An 18,048-nucleotide genomic window follows, 5' to 3' on the forward strand; every position below is an offset into this window, starting at 1 on the left:
AGGGATTTTGATTATGAAAATTGTAGAGAGTATCACTGAGCTTATTGGGGGAACACCGATCGTCAAGTTAAATCACTTGCCTGCTGCTGAAGGGGCTGAAGTATTCGTCAAGTTGGAAAATCTCAATCCCAGTGGAAGCGTCAAGGATCGAGCTGCGTTTAATATGATATTAGAGGCGGAAAAAGCAGGTTTGCTTAAGCCGGGAGCAACTATTGTCGAGCCCACCAGTGGAAATACTGGAATCGGCCTGGCGATGGTTGCGGCAGCGAGGGGTTATCAAACGATCCTTGTCATGCCAGATACCATGACAAAGGAACGAATCGCGATCCTCAAGGCTTATGGAGCAGAAGTTGTGCTCACTCCAGGAGCGGAGCGTATGTCCGGCTCGATTAAGAAGGCTCAAGAAATTCTGGTCGAAATTCCAGGTAGCTTTATGCCCAATCAGTTTGAGAACTTGTCCAACCCGGCGATCCATCGTCGTACGACCGCATTAGAGATTATTGAGCAGATGGATGGTCAATTGGATGCTTTCGTCAGTACAGCTGGAACGGGTGGAACTATAACCGGTACTGGAGAGGTGCTTAAGGCGAGAATCCCGGGAATCAAAATATTTGTCGTTGAACCCGAGACATCACCAGTTCTTTCGGGAGGAGAACCGGGGCCCCATGGTATTCCCGGCACAGGACCTGGTTTTATTCCGGATATTCTTAACAGGGAGATCTATGACGAAATCGTTCTGATTTCCGATCAAGATGCAGCCATTACGACCCGAGACTTAGCAAGACGTGAAGGAATCTTTGTAGGGGTTTCTGCTGGAGCTGCAGTGCACATTGCGCTCAGTGTTGCAAAACAATTAGGTCGAGGTAAGCGCGTTTTGGCTATAGCACCGGATACTGGGGAACGCTATCTGAGTACTTCTGTGTTTGACTCCTAGTTCTATCTATAATTGATCCACTACTATAAACAATCAACCAGAACTTTTCTTTATCGAAAACAGAGAGAGGAGGCAGTTATAAGCGATGCGTATTACAGTTAAACATGCGGGAGGAATGGCATTTGAAGGGATGGGCCATTCTGGAGAGTCCGTAAAAATCTCTTCGAGCACAGCAGTTTCTGAGCACTTGGGAGCCAGCCCAATGGAACTCGTCTTAATGGGAGTAGCTGGATGCAGCGGGATAGACATTGTAAGCATTTTGGAGAAAATGCGAGTGAACTATGAGAAGTTTGAAATCTATGTTGATGGCCAGCGAGCAGAGGAACATCCCAAGGTATTTACTGATATTCAAGTAGTTTATCAATTCTGGGGAAATGACCTGCCGGAGGAAAAAATTAGTCGTGCCATCGAGCTCTCTTTTAATAAATATTGCAGTGTTATTCATACCGTTAATAAGGTCGCTCAAGTCAGTTATAAATATGAAGTTCATAGCCAAAATTCCTAGAGTGCTCAAGTTTAACCCAGGGGCAAGTAAGTAGAGAGGGAATGTAGATCAGTGATCTGCACTTCTTTTTTGTAAGGTATTCATGAGAAATTCATAAGTAGTTCATCAGATGTTCTAATTGTAAGAATATACTTAAATCATGCAAGAATTCACTAGTATAAACTAAAAAATAGGGTAACAAAAAGTGGAAGAGGTGATAATGTAATGATCCATAGTATTTTTCAAGAGCGAGTTAAGCCTATGAATAAATTTAAAAGGTTATTAGCAAAAGCAAAAGTGTTAAGCGAAGAATTGTCCTCAATTACTTATGAGGAATGCAAAGAGTTTTATAGAGATGAAAAAACCTTCAACACAGAAATGAAACAGACTAGATTGGATTTAAATTACGTGTATGAAAAATTAGAAGTTATGGTTCACTGCACGGATGGAGAGTATAGTTGTATAGGATGCGGTAAATGGTTCACGCCACCAGTAGACATGGACAGCAATGTCGACTATATATGCTCAGAATGTGAAGAGAAATTTAGTGAAGAAACGGAACTAGAGAAACTTGTTTACACATTACAAGATGATGGTTTGGTTGTGCTTAGTAGGTAAAAAAGTTCAGACTTCACTGATTTTTGACAGAGAAGGGGACTTAATATATTAATTCAAAAACAAGTGGCGAACGACCACTTGTTTTTTTATGATTATTTAATCAAAATTCATGAGTTATTCATGACTATGTCATTCTTTTGACAAATTTGATAGCTATAATTCAAATTGTCAAAGTGATACCGACAAAATTACAAGGGGGAAAAAATAATGAAAAAAATAAATAAAAGAGTAAGTTTAATCTTAAGCAGTGCTGTTTTAGCTCTTGGAATTATATCTGTACCAGTACTTGCCGGTACAAATACAGAAGTAGCAAATCAGGCGAATTCAGCTCCAGTGGCAGCGGCCAGTAGAAATATCCAATCCGTAGGAGATGCGACTGTAAATAACTACATGAATAATGAAGCTATGCTAAATATGCACAATTCAAAAGTTATGCAAGATGCTATGAAATCTGGTGATTTTGATAAGATGAGGGAGGCAATGAATTCTCCTGAGATTAAAGCTCAACTAGGCGAGGAAGTCGTTGGCGCTATGAATAAAATGATGAGTAATGGAAACATTAGCTCTATGCATCGTGGTAACATGATGGGTTCAGGGAACACTATGATGAATTGGTAATAAAAACAACCCACTAAAAAGGTGCTCATAAAGAGATTGGAATGGCTATGTACAGGTCACGAAAAGGTGTTGGAGGTGCAAATAACATGATGATGTGGGGTTATGGACCTTGGTCAGGTGGCGGAAGTTGGTTTTGGAGCGTCGTTATGATGGCGGTTCAAGTTCTTTTTTGGGTACTCATAATCTGGTTCGGAGTGTCGCTCTTTAAAAAGGGTAATGAACGCACTGATTCATTGAGTATTCGAAATGATGCAATGGGGATTCTCAGAGAGCGATATGCTCGAGGTGAGATTGATTCTGAAGAGTTTCATCGGCGGAAAGAAGATTTAACAAAATAGCTGTATTCGTAAGGAGCTTTACCTATGGAATGAACTCAAACCCGGAGATTTGGTATTTTTTAGTACGTATACAGAAGGAGCCTCTGATAAAGCATTAAAATGAACAGCCTCCATTACTTAGATCTCTTCTGAACATATTCTGAAGAGATCTTTTTTAGTGCGCCACTCATGGCGATTAACTAGACGGTGAGAGTCCGTTGTGGGGGTATGTAGCGACCAACCATTAGCCAAGGGCAAGGGTGTCCACCGCGAGGTGGAATCTGAAGGAAGCCAGTCGGCAAAGTTTCGACCCGAGGAACACGAACATCATCAGGCGTGAAACGTGGGGTAAGACTGCTAAACAAGTTAAAGCCCAAAAGCTACACGGACACGTCAGCGTAAATGTTGCGGGTACATGGAATGAAAGTGAATCGTCTTACCGTGGGAGGCCTCACGGACAGGTGGAAACAGAGTAAGAAACCTGGTTGAAACAAGATTTATCGTGAGGAGTCAGCAGAAGCCATAGGTTAAGTGTCATAGGTACCTCCGGGTTAGAAGTAACGAAGTGCTTCGACAGGATCGAGTTTAGTTGCCTTTAAGGCAGGATAGACACTGGCCAAAAGGCTAATTACTAAAGCCGCCAAGATGGAGTAAAGAGCAAAAATAGGCTGGAAAGGCACTTGTACGGTCATTTGAGCCAAGGTAGATCCAAACTGAATTGCTAATTCCATTCCCAAAGCAAAGCCAATAAGGCCTCCTATGACTCAATGGTATTCTCTCTCCAGCCAGGTTTAGGAGTTACTCTCATCCTCGGCTCACTTGCAGTAGGACTCGTAGCCATGACTTACCCCGCTTGGCGAACACTTAAGCTCGCTTGCAGGATGTGCTCAAGTTTATTTAAAACAAATGCTAATAGATAGACTATATTATTATATTGCAAAGCAATTTGCTAAATGGTAAACTACATTACATGAACATCTGTTCACAATTAAAGTAGAGGAGAGTCAGCATGAACATTGTCATCACGGAAAAAACCAAACTTTTTATCCATGAAAAGTACAATTCCCAAGTCACTATTCATTGCGTTATAGACGGTGGCTGAAAATGCAGTTCAGGCACGGCTATAGAAAGCCATGTCCCCTCAGTTCGAGGGGGTACACCCAATGATCCAGAATATATTATGCACCAAGTCGATCAGATTACGGTTTACCTCGATCCCGGAATTAGGCTACGCGATCATACTGAACCCATGAAAATAAGCTCCATAGGCTTCTGGAACTTCCGCCTTTTGGAAGTTTCAAATGCTCGCTGTGCTTGGCCAGGGGAAGAGGACTAGAGTAGAGCTGCCGAAAAGAGAACTAGGCTGCTCTCTCCTCAAAATTTAACACCTCAAGATGAAGACCTAACATGTTAGATTTTAATCTTGAGGTGTTTTTTGTTTGCCAAAACCCAAAAAGAGATGATATCGCCTTTCTGGCCTTATCCGTCTGCTCAATGATTTTATAAGAACCCCTCAGGCCGGCAAGATCTCTTTGAACGCCATCACGGCCAAGGATAATGATGCTTCCCGAAAGTGTAACTTCCAGAGCGATGATTAAGTTAAAACCATCGATGATTAGTAGTAATTCTAAGAGTAGCACAAGAATAAGGAGTCGCGATTACTCGTAATAATGATATGAATGGCTCCAACTTATAGTGTTGAGCAACTTTACGATTTTTGTTAGCTTGAACGATTTAGAATTTACTGATATATTACTAACTAGAGGGAATAGCATGATGGGGTGAAAAGAAAATGATGTCTAATAAACATAATAAGGAAAGTGAATATATAAGTTGTGACGACATATGTATTCATCCAGACCTAATTCATATGTATGCAGACCAAATTTTAAGTTTAGAACGAGCGACTAAGCTTGCCTATTTATTTAAGACATTAGGAGATCCTACACGTATACGAATAATGGATGCACTCGCTAGGTCAGAGTTCTGTGTTTGTGATTTAGCGGAGCTTTTAGATTTAAGTCAATCCGCTACTTCTCATCAACTGAGAATCCTTCGGAATAGTAACCTTGTGAAATACCGCAAGGATGGCAAAATGGTATATTATTCACTTCAGGATAACCATGTGCAAGAACTTTACCGTCAGGGATTAGAACATATTGACGAATGAAATTTATGGAAGCAGAGAGGGTTTGAGGTGTCAAACCCTCTCTGCTTTCTATTATTAAGCGCCTATCCAGGCGATTATAGAATAATATAATTAGGGTTTAATGCCTTGGTTATAGGTGGAATTGGGGGTCGATGTATTGGGATAAGAATTTGATGTTGATGAATTAGGTATAGCAGAAGAATTGGGAGTGGATGAATTCGAATAAGAATTGGGAGTTGTATATGAAGAGCCGTAGGATGGTGAGGTCGTCGAGCTATTGATAGTCCTTGAGTCGATGATGTAATTCATATTTGCAATAATTGTATAGAGTTCAGTACTAACTATATATTGACGTGTTCGACCATTTTCAATAAGGAAGATTTTGATTTTTGGAATTCCTTTAGTGTCATTTTGAATCAATCGTTGAACAAAGGCATAATCATTTGAATTCAAATTAAATTGAGTGATTACTCCATTCATGTCAAATAAGACCCAATATCCTGTTAGTGTATAATTTTTTTCCGATGTGGGTAGGGAGTTTTGAGTAGAGTAATCATATGCACTATATGAATTGTATGAGTTATATGAATAAGGATCATACATATTTGAGGAGCTTTGGTTAGGATAGTTATAGGAATCCAAGTTACTCGTTTGATAAGTACTAGAGTAGTTAATTGGACTTGTTGTAGCTAGGGAGGAGCTAAAGGGATAATAACTACTTTTTGAAAAGAATTGATACAACAGGTAAATGATGATGATTATAAAGACAATGGCAAAACCAAAATTACCAAGCTGTTGCTGTTTTGTTCCATAAGGTGTACGCCCTCTTTGCATAAATTTTCTCCTTTCTTTAAAGGCATTATTTGTACAAAGCCAATTTAAAGGTGCAAATTTAATAAGAATTTGATATGGAATCAGGAGTATTAACTGAGCCAGAATTATTGGTATTAGCGCTTTCTTCGGTTGAAGGATTTGGGGTCGTTTCAGGAGCAGAAAGGTTTGGATTTAATGATTCAGTAAGACTGGAATTATCAGAACTATTCACACTAGAGTTTTCGGAGCTCTCAGATACTCGTATATTGATGACTGATAGATTGGACACGACCGAATAAATTTCATCACTTACTATATACTGACGAAAGCGACCATTTTCGACCAGAGCGAGTGTATTCTTGCCTGTAGTTTTCCGATCTCTTTCAATCAACTGCTGAATAAAAGTAATGGTTCCAGATTCAACAGAGAGTTGACTCATCTGCCCCTTTGCTACAAAGAGTAGCCAATATCCTGTTGTAACTTCATTATTCTCATTGGCAACCGATAGGTTATAAGGACTCGGGGAGTCTTGTGCGGAATATGTGGATGTATTTAGCGCTGAGGAATTATTGGGACTAGGAAGGCTATCGTTATTAGAATTCGTAGATGCATAGGTTGGCTTGAGGAGAGGATATATCTTATCTTTGAATCCTGTGAAAATTAGATAAGCTATTATGCCAATTACAAGGATGCTTGAAACAAGTTTCAAGATGGATTGATTTTTTTCAACTCTTGAGGGACGGCCCCACTGATTTGACATTAACTTCACCTTCTAATCAGAAATTTAACGTTGTAAGCTACCGAGGATAACCAGCCCTGGAGTAACAACTCCTTGGGTATTTTGGATATATCGTATTCCAGGCGTATAACCGTAAAGGATTATGGGGGCACCTTGTGAAAGGTTTGGCTTATAGCCTATCAGAAAGAAATCAATCAGGGTCCTTCCATCATTGGCGAGGACAATAATTTCAGTCGAACCCCCAATAGTTATACTTTCAAGTTTGCTCACTGGAGAAAAAGGTAGAATTGATTTAACGGTGCCCGAAAGTTGTAGATACTTACTGTAATAGTTCGAAGGTTTATTCAATACCGCACTGGGTGAGGGAGTCTTGGGGGTTAAATTATTTTTTTTTGTTTGGAGCAAGGTTAGTGCTCGTAACGTGTTGCCATTCGACGTAACATCAGGATCAATCGTATTCCAGCGTTTGATGGGTGCTGTAGTAAAAAAAGTGGTCGGATTGTTGGTTGTTAAACCCCAAATTAAGATTCCGAAAATGAGAACTAGAATTAGAATGTAAGGATTCGGGTTAAAATTCAGGTTTTTTATCGGTTTCATAACTTCACCTCCTAGAAATTCTATATGATGGTTTACCGAACTTATGAATAATTGAACATATATTCTTTTGTAGACATTTCCTGAATTGGGTCTGTTTCGAACAAGATTCGTCAAAATTATTGCGCTAAATAGTACAAGCAACGACTTGTTAGTTTATCCTAAGTTTGTTATCGTTACACATGAACATATATTCAAATGAACTAAGGAGATGCTCTTTGCGAGTAGAGACCTAAAACCAAGACAGTAGGAAGGGGAGAGGATGATTACTGATGAGTCAATTATTTCCGACATTAATAGGATTGGCTGTTGGTGGTTTAGGTATTGCCTTGGGAGGCATCGTCGCGTTCGGCTTGGGAAGATATTTTGAAAGGATATCCGGAATGATCTTAGCGTGTGCAGCGGGTATGATTTTTGCACTCTTATTATTCGAACTGTTGCCTGAAAGCATTAATGCCGGTGGCTTAATCGCCACGGGAATAGGTATTATCGTGGGTACGTTCTTAATTGTCCGTCTGGAGCAATTCTTTCACAAAGTAGTGATTATTACAGACAACCCACGCAAATCGATGTTCATTCGCTCAGGAGTATTACTTGCCTTAGGGGTAGCCATTCATAACTTACCGGTAGGGTTTGCTCTGGGAACCGGTTTGATCAACAATGATAAGATCGGTTTAGACCTAGCAACAACCATGCTTCTCCATAATTTCCCTGAAGGTTTTGCTATCGCACTTCCCTTGGCACTCAGTGGTCTCAGTCCGATCTCTATTCCAATTATTGCTGGAATTGTGGCTCTTCCTGCAGGATTCGGGGCTTTGTTAGGTTCAAGTTTAGGAATTATCAACTCGGTGCTCTTAGCCATATTCTTTGGAATCGCAATCGGCACTATATTCTTAGTGACTTGGCATGAAATCTTGGGGCACGCTATAAAAAATACCCGAAGAGTACACCTGGTAACTAGTATCTTTACTGGTTTTATCTTGGGAGCTCTGTTTGTTCAATTCGTACTATAGAAGTAAAGTGACATGCTCTTGGGAACCTTTACAATAGTTAATTTTTTTATGCAGAATCTAAAAATAACAATTGACAGTTGAGTGTCTGTTCAATTATAATAGGTTCGATAGTTGAACAATTATTCAATTGAAAAAGGAGGTGTTTATTTGTCTAAAAGTGAAATTTTATGTGATTGCGACGTTATTCATGCAGATGTGGTAGACTCCGTTAAAAAGAAAATGCCCGATGAAGATGTATTATATGATCTCGCTGATTTTTTTAAAGTTTTTGGTGATAGCACACGGGTAAAGATCCTGTGGGCGCTTGATGAAAGCGAGATGTGTGTATGTGATTTAGCGGTACTTCATAATATGACCAAGTCTGCTATTTCACACCAACTTCGATCGTTAAAACAAGCAGGCCTAGTAAAATCCAGAAAAGAGGGAAGGGTAGTATTTTATTCCTTAAAAGATGACCATGTAAAAGATATATTTGAAAAAGGCTTAGAGCACATCAGAGAAGATAAATAATTTTATAAAAAACAACAAAAAATAGGAGGAGTTTTTATATGAAAAAAACATTTAGACTTGAAGGATTAGATTGCGCAAATTGCGCTGCGAAAATGGAAAACGCGATCATTGAGTTGGATGGCGTAAAAAATGCTACAGTTAACTTTATGACTACAAAAATGGTGATTGAAGCTGAAGATGAAAAAATGGCTATGATTGTAGAAGCTGCTGAAAAAATAATAAAGAAAATTGAGCCTCAGGTTGTCGTGAAGAAGGCTTAAAAAAGAGGTTGCGAATATGAAAAAACGTCTTTGGCGAATTATTATTGGCGGTGCAGTTTTTGCTATCGCGCTCATTTTAAAAACAGACAATGAATTGTTAGAGCTTGCGTTGTATCTTGCTAGTTATATTATTGCGGGCGGCGATGTGGTATTAAAGGCTGCTAAAAACATTCTTAGGGGTAAGGTATTCGATGAAAACTTTTTGATGAGTGTTGCTACCATCGGCGCATTCTTTATTGGTGAATATCCAGAAGGCGTTGCAGTCATGCTATTTTATCTAGTTGGTGAAACGTTTCAAAGCTACGCAGTTGACAAGTCTAGAAAATCAATTGCAAACTTGATGGATATTCGCCCGGATTATGCGAATGTGAAGCACGGTGATGAACTGGTCAGAACCGACCCGGATGAAGTAAAGATTGGCGATATTATCGTCATTAAGGCTGGCGAGAGAATTCCGCTCGATGGAAAGGTCATTGACGGCAACTCTATGATCGACACTTCAGCACTTACTGGGGAGTCTGTTCCACGTGAAATAGGCGTAGCTGATGATATTTTAAGCGGATGTATCAATATTAACGGTGTAATTACTGCGGAAGTCACCAAGGAATTTGGTGAATCCACTGTCACTAAGATTCTTGATTTGGTCGAAAATGCAAGTAGTAAGAAATCGAAATCGGAACAGTTTATTACAAAGTTTGCAAGATACTATACCCCCGTTGTGGTAATCGTCGCCGTTCTTCTTGCAATTGTTCCCCCACTTGTTATTGAGGGAGCAACCTTTAGTGATTGGATTTACCGTGCACTCGCTTTTCTCGTGGTTTCCTGCCCGTGTGCTCTCGTTATTTCTATTCCGTTAAGTTTCTTCGGTGGAATAGGTGGAGCATCTAGAAGCGGAATTCTCGTCAAAGGCAGCAACTATCTGGAAGCGTTGGCACAAACGGAAATTGTTGTTTTCGATAAGACAGGTACCTTAACTAAAGGCGTGTTTAACGTCCAGGAAATTCATCCTGAAAATATATCTAAAGAAGAGTTGTTGGAGTTAACAGCATACGCTGAAAGCTACTCAAATCATCCGATCTCTCATTCACTAAAGCGTACCTATGGTAAAGACATTGACAATGAACGCATTACCAATGTTGAAGAGACAGCAGGTCATGGTGTTACAGCAACAGTCGATGGTAAAAAAGTGATGGCGGGCAACATTAGGCTCATGGAAAAAATGGGTATCCCTTACTTCAAAGGTGAAGTCGTGGGTACTGTAGTACACGTTGCAGTGGATAATGAATATGCTGGTTACATTGTCATTGCCGATGAAGTCAAAGCAGATTCAGCACAGGCCATCAGAGAACTGAAAGCTGCTAACATTAAACAAATCGTAATGCTGACGGGTGATGCTCAAAATGTAGGTACGAAAGTTGGCAAAGAGCTGGGTCTTGACAAGATTTATGCTGAATTGTTGCCGGCGGATAAAGTTGAAAAGCTAGAAGAGCTATTTGCTCAGAAGTCCGCAAAAGGAAAACTTGCTTTTGTAGGGGACGGGATTAATGATGCTCCTGTTTTAGCTCGTGCAGATATTGGAATAGCGATGGGCGGTTTAGGCTCTGATGCGGCTATTGAAGCTGCGGACATTGTCATTATGACCGATGAGCCTTCAAAAATTGCCACTGCGATGAAGATTTCACAAAAGACACTTAGAATTGCACGGCAAAACATCGCTTTTTCATTGGGTGTAAAAGCAGTTGTCCTTGTATTGAGTGCCTTTGGGCTATCGACCCTATGGGAGGCAGTGTTCGCTGATGTAGGGGTGACTATCATTGCGGTAATCAATGCTTCCAGGGTATTGAGTACGAAGAAAATTTAGTAGTACAATATAGGTTCTAGTTGGCACAATAAAAACAGAGAGTAGTTTGATTTATTTGAAACTGCTCTCTGTTTTATTTATCCACCACTCTGTTTTAAGGTAAAACCAAACGTACTTCCTTCCCCTGGGGTGCTCTCTACCATGACTTTACCTCCGTGTAGGTCGATTATTTCCTTAACAATTGCTAAACCTAAGCCAGTTCCCCCCTCATTACGGGAGCGGGCCTTATCAACTCGATAAAAACGATCCCAAATGAAAGGAATGTCCTTCGAAGGGATACCCTGCCCAAAATCAGTAATCTCTACTAAGATATCATCATCATAAGGTATAGCTGAGATAAGGATTTCACCTCTATCAGAAGAGTATCGTATGGCATTATCTAAAAGATTATATATCACCTGCTCTATTCTATCTTCGTCACCGTAGCAAAGAGGTAAGTCAGAGGTCAGATTTGTAGTGATTATAAGGTCTTTGGCAGCCGTTTGAAGCCTAAGACTTTTCATCGCCCTATCGATAATAGAGCGTAATGGAAACTCGTCCATGTTAAATAGCGCTGTTTGTGAATCGAAACGTGAAATTTCTAATAAGTCATTAACAAGGCGACTTAAACGATGAGTTTCTTTTTGAACGATTTGAAGGTAATTCTTCTCCTCTTGCTTATCTTTTCCTTTCCCTTGAAGGAGGGCATCAATATAACCTTGGATAGAGGTTAGCGGGCTTCTCAGTTCATGGGAGACATTGGCAACAAAATTACGCCTCATACTGTCTAATTCTGATAATTGCTTAGACATGTGATTTATAGATAAGGCTAGAACACCTAATTCGTCTTTAGAATGGATTTCAACTCTCTCATCAAATTTCCCATCAGCAATATTACGGGTTATCTCGCAAACTCTTTTAATTGGCTTTGTAATTTGTCGAGAGAAAATAATTCCTATAAAAACTGAAATGAGTATTCCAAGCAAAGCAGCACCAACATAGATTTTACTCATATTTTTGGAAGTATCATTCACTCCCCTAACGGGTGAATATAAGATAACTCCGCCGATGAACTCATTATCGTGAATCACTGGAGTAACTACACGTATTACAGCTTCCTGGAAATATTCGGACTGTCCGCTTTTGATACTGGCTTTTCCGGATTGTAGTTGCGTGAGGTCCATCGCCTCTAGAGTGTTTCCCTCACAGTACAAGTGATCTGCTGATGCAGTAATGACTTTGCCATATCTGTCAATGACCCAAACTTCTGTACCTAAAATTCTATCGGCTCTATTTACATTAAGTATCACAGGCCGCGGATTTAGGTTGGACATTAAGTAAGGCATTACCATATTACTTAGCTCTTGGCCTCGAACAACCATTTCTTGTTCTTTGGATTTAATTAAATAGTTTTCCACTAGATACACTTGCATACTTCCAATAATCGTAATGGCTACGATCACAAGTCCTATATAGCTCGCTAATAGTTTGAAAAAAATACTTTTATTCATTTCGGGCGACCTCGAACTTATAGCCAAGTCCCCAGACAGTTTGTATGTATACGGGTGCTTCGGGAACGGATTCAAGCTTTCTTCTTAGGCGTTTAATAGTATTATCAATGGTCCGGGTATCCCCCAAATAATCAAATCCCCAAACTTTTAGCATAATATTTTCTCGTTGCAGTACTATTCCTGGATTGCTGGCAAAAAACCAAAGCAGACTAAATTCTTTGGCAGTGAGCTCAAGAAGTTGGCCCAAGATTTCCACCTTAAAGGATTCTTTGTTAAGGATGAACCCTGGGTACTTTATGATTTGAAGCTCTTCAGAACTAGCTGAATTAAAACGGCGTAATACGGCTTTGGCTCTAGCCAAAAGTTCACCTGGATTAAATGGCTTTGTGACATAATCATCAGCGCCTAAGTCGAATCCGAGAATTTTATCGTGTGGGTCGTCTTTAGCAGTTAACATAATGACGGGCGTATCGGATAACATACGGATTTTTCGGCACAACTCCCAACCATTAAGACCAGGCAGCATAATATCGAGCACGATTAAATCGAATTTTTTCTCTACGAACACCGATAGGGCAGTGTGTCCATCATATACTTTTGTAATATGAAATTCGTCGCTTAAGTATAGACTAACTAGATTACAGATATGTTCTTCATCATCTACTATGAGGAGTTGTTTTTTGTCCATGTTTTATCACCCTAATTCATATGTTAATTTATTACACGCAAGAAACATCAAAATAAGTGTATTAGTTAATCCTTACCTTAATTATAAAGAAACGAACCCCATTTGTATATGATTGACATCGAAAGATAAGTTTAGGCTCGTATTTGCGCTAATTGTTACAAATTTATTACAGACTTCTTAACTTTTGATATAGATTTGTTACAACTTGGGAGTAAAATAGGGCTACCAAATTTAATTAAAGGAGGATATATGTGGTTAAAAGGTTTGTAATAAGTTTTATGGTACTATTATTCCTTCTATTTTTCTCCGTCAGCCCTGGGTATGCTGAAAATTCTCCAACCCTTGGAATAATGCAATTATCTGCGCATGTATTGCCTGAGTACGACACATCTGATGTATTAATAATTTACGGAATTCAATTTACTAATGATTCACAAAGTGATTATACGGGGGAGGTACGATTTGCTGTACCTAAAGGAGTTACCAAACCAATTGTTATAGAGGACACTCCACAGGCCACAGGAAGTGATAGTCATATTCAAGTTAGAGTCGAGGACAAGGGCGAGTACGATGAAATTGTATGGAATCCAACCAATCCAGTTAAAGCTATGGAGAATTATCCCATTCACTTGGAATACTATTTTAATCCTTTACCCGGTACAGGACAGAAAAAATTTACCTATACCCTCTACTCTAATTTCGATATTGGTCAAGTCCAAGTAAATGTATTCGAACCATTGAAGGCTACGGAGTTTAAGATGGAGCCTGCCGGCAAATTTGTTAAGAAGGATAGCGAAGGTCTTAACATTTATAGGATTGATCCCTCACCACTAAGTAAAGGTCAGAATTTAAATGTCGAGATTTCTTATATAAAAACTGATCCTGAGCCTTCTATTACACCTCTAAGTGCTACGCAGAATGCAGGAAGCAGCGTCAAGCAGAAGGGTTCTTTAAGCAGTGCTGCAGTATTGCTTCCTATGGTTGGAATGCTTGGCCTTGTTATTCTTATTTCTATTAAGTCGTTTAACACTTCAAGTGCTAGGGAAACTCCAACTCAAAGACCTAAAAAATCAATACAGAGGAATCAAGAGCAGAATTCTTCTGACAGAATAGAAAGTTTATATGCTCAAGAAAAACGAAAATTGAGGCAAAAGCTTTTAGATGGTGAAATTAATGAAGAGACATATCGTGAAATCTTAGTCGATATTGAACGAGACTATAAATGAAATCCCAAAAGAAAACTGTATTTTCACGAGGAGGGAAAACATGGCTGATATCGGAACTTTCGCTTTAGTGATTGCTTTACTTACGAGTGTTTATGCTTTAGCGGCTTATATTATCGGATTACAAAAAAACGAAGAGCCCCTGCTGGCTAGTGCCAAAGGAGGAGTGTTTGCGACAGCAATTTTCACAACAATCGCTTCAATAAGTTTAATCTATTTACTCATGACCGGGGACTTTTCAATTCAGTATGTAGCGTCGTATACAAGTAGTGATTTGCCTCCCTTTTATAAGTTATCCGCCTTCTGGGCAGGTAATAACGGATCGCTCTTATTATGGGCCTGGATTCTAACGATACTCGCAGCTATTGTAACCGTTGGGCGGCGAGATGAGGACTTAAAGCCCTATGTTGGAGCAGTCATGATGCTGATTAGTGCATTTTTCCTATTCCTAATTATCAATACTTCGAATCCCTTTGTAAAACTCCCTAAACCTTTACTCGAGGGAAATGGTCTTAACCCGATGCTCCAAAATCCGGGCATGGTTATCCATCCTGTAACAACCTATCTGGGATATGTCGGTTTTACCGTTCCTTTTGCTTATGCAATCGCGGCCTTGTTTACTCGTCAGGCCGACGATCGCTGGATTAAGGTTACCCGCAAATGGACTATTATGTCCTGGTTGTTTTTGAGCATGGGTAATCTCTTCGGAGCTCAATGGGCTTATGTAGAACTGGGTTGGGGTGGATATTGGGCCTGGGACCCTGTTGAGAATGCTTCACTTATTCCTTGGTTAATGAGCACAGCCTTCCTCCACTCCGTTATGGTTCAGGAACGTAAAAATATGCTGAAGATCTGGAATATGCTCTTAATCATTTTTACCTTTGCTTTAACTTTATTCGGAACCTTCTTGGTGAGAAGTGGCGTAGTTGCATCTGTTCATGCTTTCGGGAATTCTACCTTAGGGCTATATTTTATTGTGTTCACTACGGTAGTTACTATGGGTTCGCTCTATTTGGTTCTTGATCGTATCGGATTATTGAAGCAGGGCAACGAGTTTGAAAGCCTTATCTCTAAGGAAAGTAGCTTTTTGCTGAATAATTTACTTTTTGTCGCTTCGGCGTTTAGTATTCTGTGGGGGACGATATTTCCTATCGTTTCAGAAGGATTTACCGGGAGAAAGATAACCGTAGGTGCGCCTTTCTTTAATGCAATCAATGCTCCAATCGGTCTGGCGTTTGTTCTTCTCATGGGAATCTGTCCGTTAATTGCTTGGCGCAAAGCAAGTATTAAGGGTATCGTGCGAAACTTCCGAGTCCCTTTGGTCGTACTTGGCCTCACGGGTTTAACTCTTATCGTAGTGGGGATAAGAAAGCCCTATGCTGTTATCGCCTTTAGTATTTGTGCTTTTGTCATTGTGTCTACTCTTCAGGATATCGTTAAAGGAATTAGGGTAAGGCATAAAATGACGGGCGAGGGATGGCTCATAAGCTCTTACCGCCTGCTCACCAAAAACCGTCGAAGATATGGTGGATATGTGATACATTTGGGCGTTGTGATGATGATTATTGGGATTGCCGGGTCGAATATTTATAACCAAGAATTCACAAAAACTCTAAAAGCCGGAGAACAAGTCCGTGTTGATAATTACTTAGTGACCTATGAAGGCCTTCAGCAGAAACCCAAAGGAGAAAATATGGTTATCAGTGCAGACTTAAATATTAGCAAGTCAGACTCTTTAAAGTTTAAACTATCCCCTGAAAAGGTATTTTACCCTACGACCGAACAGCCATCTACCGAACCGGCTGTGAAAAGCACATGGAAAGAAGATTTTTACGTAACACTTGTAGGTTGGGAAGATGAGGCAGTAACTATAAAAGTTAACATCAATCCTTTGATTAAGTGGCTTTGGACAGGTGGTTATGTATTAATCCTAGGCACCTTGTTCGCACTATGGCCAGGTAAAGGCAGCGCAGTAGGGGCTAAGTACTTAGGAAGGAGCTAAGCAATGAGATACATTAGACAAGTTATGGTCTTAGTAGTTATACTCATTTTTTTCTCGCCAGGGCAGGCAAAGGCCGCGTTATATGATGAAATTCAAGAGAGCTTAATTTGTCCTGCTTGTCTCGATGAACGTATGACAGTCGCTGCTTGTCAGGATGGTACAGCAGAAAAAGCCCGACAAGATATCCAAAAAAGGCTGTCTTCCGGACAAACGAAGGACGAGATTATACAAGCTTATGTGGCAGAGTATGGGGAGATTATTTTAGCTTTTCCACAGAAAAGCGGCTTCAATTTGCTGGCTTGGGTGCTCCCGCCTGTCGCCCTTCTTGGAGGCACATTCTTGGTATATTATGCCATTAACAAATGGGTTAAAAACTCACAGAAGCGGAAATCTCGTAAAAAGAAGCAACAGATTTTGGATTCAGTCGATGAGGATCGAATACATGAAGAGATGTTGAAGTACCTGTAGGGGGGATAACATGATACTGGTAATAAAGATGTTAATGGCGATTGCTGCGGGGATCTTGATTGCTAAACCCTTGTTTAAATCAAGTAGGCAAAGTATTGAACCGGCCTTAGATGGTTTAAGTGATAACCCTAAAGAAACTGTTTTTACAGCCTTGGGAGAAATCGAATTTGAATATAATATGCATAAGCTTGAGAGAGAGGACTATGAAGAATTAAAAAGCAAGTATCAGTTGCAGGCCCTTGATCTGCTTGATGAAGAGGATCAAACATTTGATCGAGAAATAGAGCAGCAGATTAAGAAGCATAGGAAAAGGAAAAAGGATTAGGGGGCCTGACTATGAATAAAAAGATAAAAATGCTTATTGCAGTCAGCACCGTCTTAATAGCAGTGGCATTTCTGTTCATCCAGGGATTTAGGGCCAGTGGAGGGGTAGGTGAGTATCTCACAATTGAAGAAGCTTTATCTGCTGCTCAGGATAAAAGGGACAGATTCATTCAGTTAGAGGCTGTAGTCGTCAGTTCATCAGTAAAATATGACAGCGCGCGACCCTTATTGACCTTCGATTTAACCGATGATAAAAACGTGATAAGCGTCGAGTATGCTGATGCGAAGCCGGATAACTTTGATTCTGGCTATCCCGTAATCGTTGAAGGAAGATTCGGTGAGGATAACAAGTTTAAGGCGGATAAGGTACTGGTTAAATGTCCGTCTAAATACGAAGAAGAGATTAAATCATAAAGGGAATGAAGGTGCGAAGTGAGAGCTAGAAGGCCTTTGTTTGTGCTATTACTTATTCTAGCGGTAGTACTGGGAAGTTCAACAGCTGTAGTAGCTAACCCAAATCAAGCGAATCAGGTATCTGTTAGAGAAATTAATGAGTATACTCCTCCAGACGTTGGTTTTCATAGTCCAGGACATATCCAGAGATGGGAAACGTCTCCTTTAAGTGAGCAAAATCCGCACCTCTGGACAGCGATGTTGTTGACATTGTTAGTTAGCGGAGGAGTATTCACTTCAATACATATAAGAAAAAAGAGTCGTGAAGCCAAGGAAAATCCTACGGATCAATTAAGTCAATACCTAAGTGAGCTTATCAGGCGAGAAGAGCGCTTAACTAAAAAGTTTCAAGAGGTTGACATAAAACACCGTTCAGGTGAGATCACTGAAGCAGATTACAAACGTTTTCTGAAATCGTATGAGGAAAACCTCTCGAAGACTCAAGAAAAGATAAGAGAAATCGAGCAGATTAGCAAACAAGAATAGAGGG

At 40.0% G+C, this 18,048-nt stretch carries 23 protein-coding genes; 16 read left to right on the plus strand and 7 right to left on the minus strand.

What is annotated here, in order from left to right:
* Positions 1 to 13 precede the first annotated feature (13 nt).
* The 5 genes from cysK (at position 14) to DESDI_RS05320 (ending at position 2,992) form a co-directional block, all read left to right on the plus strand.
* Positions 14 to 934: a cysteine synthase A gene (gene cysK, locus DESDI_RS05300; protein WP_015261609.1), complete on the plus strand. Its 921-nt coding sequence runs from the start codon at positions 14 to 16 to the stop codon at positions 932 to 934.
* 85 nt (positions 935 to 1,019) lie between these two features.
* Complete coding sequence (locus tag DESDI_RS05305; RefSeq protein WP_015261610.1) at positions 1,020 to 1,439, plus strand: OsmC family protein; 420 nt, start codon at positions 1,020 to 1,022, stop codon at positions 1,437 to 1,439.
* A 204-nt stretch (positions 1,440 to 1,643) separates the two neighbouring features.
* Positions 1,644 to 2,036 (plus strand): hypothetical protein, encoded by a 393-nt coding sequence (locus tag DESDI_RS05310; RefSeq protein WP_015261611.1) that lies wholly within the window; start codon positions 1,644 to 1,646, stop codon positions 2,034 to 2,036.
* A 207-nt stretch (positions 2,037 to 2,243) separates the two neighbouring features.
* Complete coding sequence (locus DESDI_RS05315) at positions 2,244 to 2,654, plus strand: hypothetical protein (protein ID WP_015261612.1); 411 nt, start codon at positions 2,244 to 2,246, stop codon at positions 2,652 to 2,654.
* A gap of 86 nt (positions 2,655 to 2,740) precedes the next feature.
* A complete protein-coding gene (locus tag DESDI_RS05320) occupies positions 2,741 to 2,992 on the plus strand; it encodes an SHOCT domain-containing protein (RefSeq protein ID WP_015261613.1) in 252 nt (83 codons plus the stop codon).
* A gap of 530 nt (positions 2,993 to 3,522) precedes the next feature.
* Here the strand turns inward: DESDI_RS05320 and DESDI_RS05330 are convergent.
* Positions 3,523 to 3,702, minus strand: a complete 180-nt coding sequence (locus tag DESDI_RS05330; RefSeq protein ID WP_041219289.1) for a hypothetical protein — start codon at positions 3,700 to 3,702, stop codon at positions 3,523 to 3,525.
* 627 nt (positions 3,703 to 4,329) lie between these two features.
* The gene (locus tag DESDI_RS18025; protein ID WP_041219291.1) at positions 4,330 to 4,611 is read right to left on the minus strand and encodes a DUF5616 domain-containing protein; all 282 of its coding nucleotides are present in this window, start codon (positions 4,609 to 4,611) and stop codon (positions 4,330 to 4,332) included.
* 152 nt (positions 4,612 to 4,763) lie between these two features.
* On the opposite strand from DESDI_RS18025, the gene DESDI_RS05340 reads away from it, so the two are divergent.
* Positions 4,764 to 5,141: an ArsR/SmtB family transcription factor gene (locus DESDI_RS05340; protein ID WP_015261615.1), complete on the plus strand. Its 378-nt coding sequence runs from the start codon at positions 4,764 to 4,766 to the stop codon at positions 5,139 to 5,141.
* 90 nt (positions 5,142 to 5,231) lie between these two features.
* On the opposite strand, the gene DESDI_RS17240 is transcribed toward DESDI_RS05340, so the two are convergent.
* From DESDI_RS17240 to DESDI_RS05355, 3 genes are read right to left on the minus strand one after another with little or no spacing between them, the layout of a single operon-like run.
* Entirely contained in the window at positions 5,232 to 5,954 is a 723-nt protein-coding gene (locus DESDI_RS17240) for a hypothetical protein (RefSeq protein ID WP_015261616.1), read from the minus strand.
* A gap of 58 nt (positions 5,955 to 6,012) precedes the next feature.
* Positions 6,013 to 6,693, minus strand: a complete 681-nt coding sequence (locus tag DESDI_RS05350) for a hypothetical protein (RefSeq protein WP_015261617.1) — start codon at positions 6,691 to 6,693, stop codon at positions 6,013 to 6,015.
* A gap of 24 nt (positions 6,694 to 6,717) precedes the next feature.
* Positions 6,718 to 7,269 (minus strand): hypothetical protein, encoded by a 552-nt coding sequence (locus DESDI_RS05355; RefSeq protein ID WP_015261618.1) that lies wholly within the window; start codon positions 7,267 to 7,269, stop codon positions 6,718 to 6,720.
* 269 nt (positions 7,270 to 7,538) lie between these two features.
* Here DESDI_RS05355 and DESDI_RS05360 point away from each other — a divergent pair, with 269 nt between their 5' ends.
* The 4 genes from DESDI_RS05360 (at position 7,539) to DESDI_RS05375 (ending at position 10,910) form a co-directional block, all read left to right on the plus strand.
* Complete coding sequence (locus DESDI_RS05360) at positions 7,539 to 8,279, plus strand: ZIP family metal transporter (protein ID WP_015261619.1); 741 nt, start codon at positions 7,539 to 7,541, stop codon at positions 8,277 to 8,279.
* A 147-nt stretch (positions 8,280 to 8,426) separates the two neighbouring features.
* Positions 8,427 to 8,789 (plus strand): ArsR/SmtB family transcription factor, encoded by a 363-nt coding sequence (locus tag DESDI_RS05365; protein ID WP_015261620.1) that lies wholly within the window; start codon positions 8,427 to 8,429, stop codon positions 8,787 to 8,789.
* A gap of 38 nt (positions 8,790 to 8,827) precedes the next feature.
* The gene (locus DESDI_RS05370) at positions 8,828 to 9,049 is read left to right on the plus strand and encodes a cation transporter (protein WP_015261621.1); all 222 of its coding nucleotides are present in this window, start codon (positions 8,828 to 8,830) and stop codon (positions 9,047 to 9,049) included.
* Between the two features lie 16 nt (positions 9,050 to 9,065).
* Positions 9,066 to 10,910 carry a heavy metal translocating P-type ATPase gene (locus DESDI_RS05375; RefSeq protein ID WP_015261622.1) on the plus strand — a complete coding sequence of 615 codons (1,845 nt, stop codon included), beginning with the start codon at positions 9,066 to 9,068 and terminating at the stop codon, positions 10,908 to 10,910.
* Between the two features lie 77 nt (positions 10,911 to 10,987).
* Here the strand turns inward: DESDI_RS05375 and DESDI_RS05380 are convergent, their stop codons facing one another.
* Entirely contained in the window at positions 10,988 to 12,400 is a 1,413-nt protein-coding gene (locus DESDI_RS05380) for a sensor histidine kinase (protein WP_015261623.1), read from the minus strand.
* Positions 12,393 to 13,088, minus strand: a complete 696-nt coding sequence (locus tag DESDI_RS05385) for a response regulator transcription factor (RefSeq protein WP_015261624.1) — start codon at positions 13,086 to 13,088, stop codon at positions 12,393 to 12,395. Before DESDI_RS05385 ends, DESDI_RS05380 begins: the two co-directional genes overlap by 8 nt.
* A gap of 251 nt (positions 13,089 to 13,339) precedes the next feature.
* On the opposite strand from DESDI_RS05385, the gene DESDI_RS05390 reads away from it, so the two are divergent.
* The 6 genes from DESDI_RS05390 to DESDI_RS05415 are packed head-to-tail and all read left to right on the plus strand — an operon-like array spanning position 13,340 to position 18,044.
* Positions 13,340 to 14,314 (plus strand): hypothetical protein, encoded by a 975-nt coding sequence (locus DESDI_RS05390; protein ID WP_015261625.1) that lies wholly within the window; start codon positions 13,340 to 13,342, stop codon positions 14,312 to 14,314.
* 40 nt (positions 14,315 to 14,354) lie between these two features.
* Positions 14,355 to 16,313, plus strand: coding sequence for a heme lyase CcmF/NrfE family subunit (locus tag DESDI_RS05395; RefSeq protein ID WP_015261626.1), 1,959 nt, complete (start codon positions 14,355 to 14,357; stop codon positions 16,311 to 16,313).
* A 3-nt stretch (positions 16,314 to 16,316) separates the two neighbouring features.
* Positions 16,317 to 16,781 carry a cytochrome c-type biogenesis protein gene (locus DESDI_RS05400; RefSeq protein ID WP_015261627.1) on the plus strand — a complete coding sequence of 155 codons (465 nt, stop codon included), beginning with the start codon at positions 16,317 to 16,319 and terminating at the stop codon, positions 16,779 to 16,781.
* Between the two features lie 10 nt (positions 16,782 to 16,791).
* Positions 16,792 to 17,106, plus strand: coding sequence for a hypothetical protein (locus tag DESDI_RS05405; RefSeq protein ID WP_015261628.1), 315 nt, complete (start codon positions 16,792 to 16,794; stop codon positions 17,104 to 17,106).
* An 11-nt stretch (positions 17,107 to 17,117) separates the two neighbouring features.
* Entirely contained in the window at positions 17,118 to 17,519 is a 402-nt protein-coding gene (locus DESDI_RS17245; protein ID WP_015261629.1) for a cytochrome c maturation protein CcmE, read from the plus strand.
* Between the two features lie 42 nt (positions 17,520 to 17,561).
* Complete coding sequence (locus tag DESDI_RS05415) at positions 17,562 to 18,044, plus strand: EF-hand domain-containing protein (protein ID WP_015261630.1); 483 nt, start codon at positions 17,562 to 17,564, stop codon at positions 18,042 to 18,044.
* Positions 18,045 to 18,048 lie beyond the last annotated feature (4 nt).

Source organism: Desulfitobacterium dichloroeliminans LMG P-21439 (assembly GCF_000243135.2).
Classification (GTDB): domain Bacteria; phylum Bacillota; class Desulfitobacteriia; order Desulfitobacteriales; family Desulfitobacteriaceae; genus Desulfitobacterium; species Desulfitobacterium dichloroeliminans.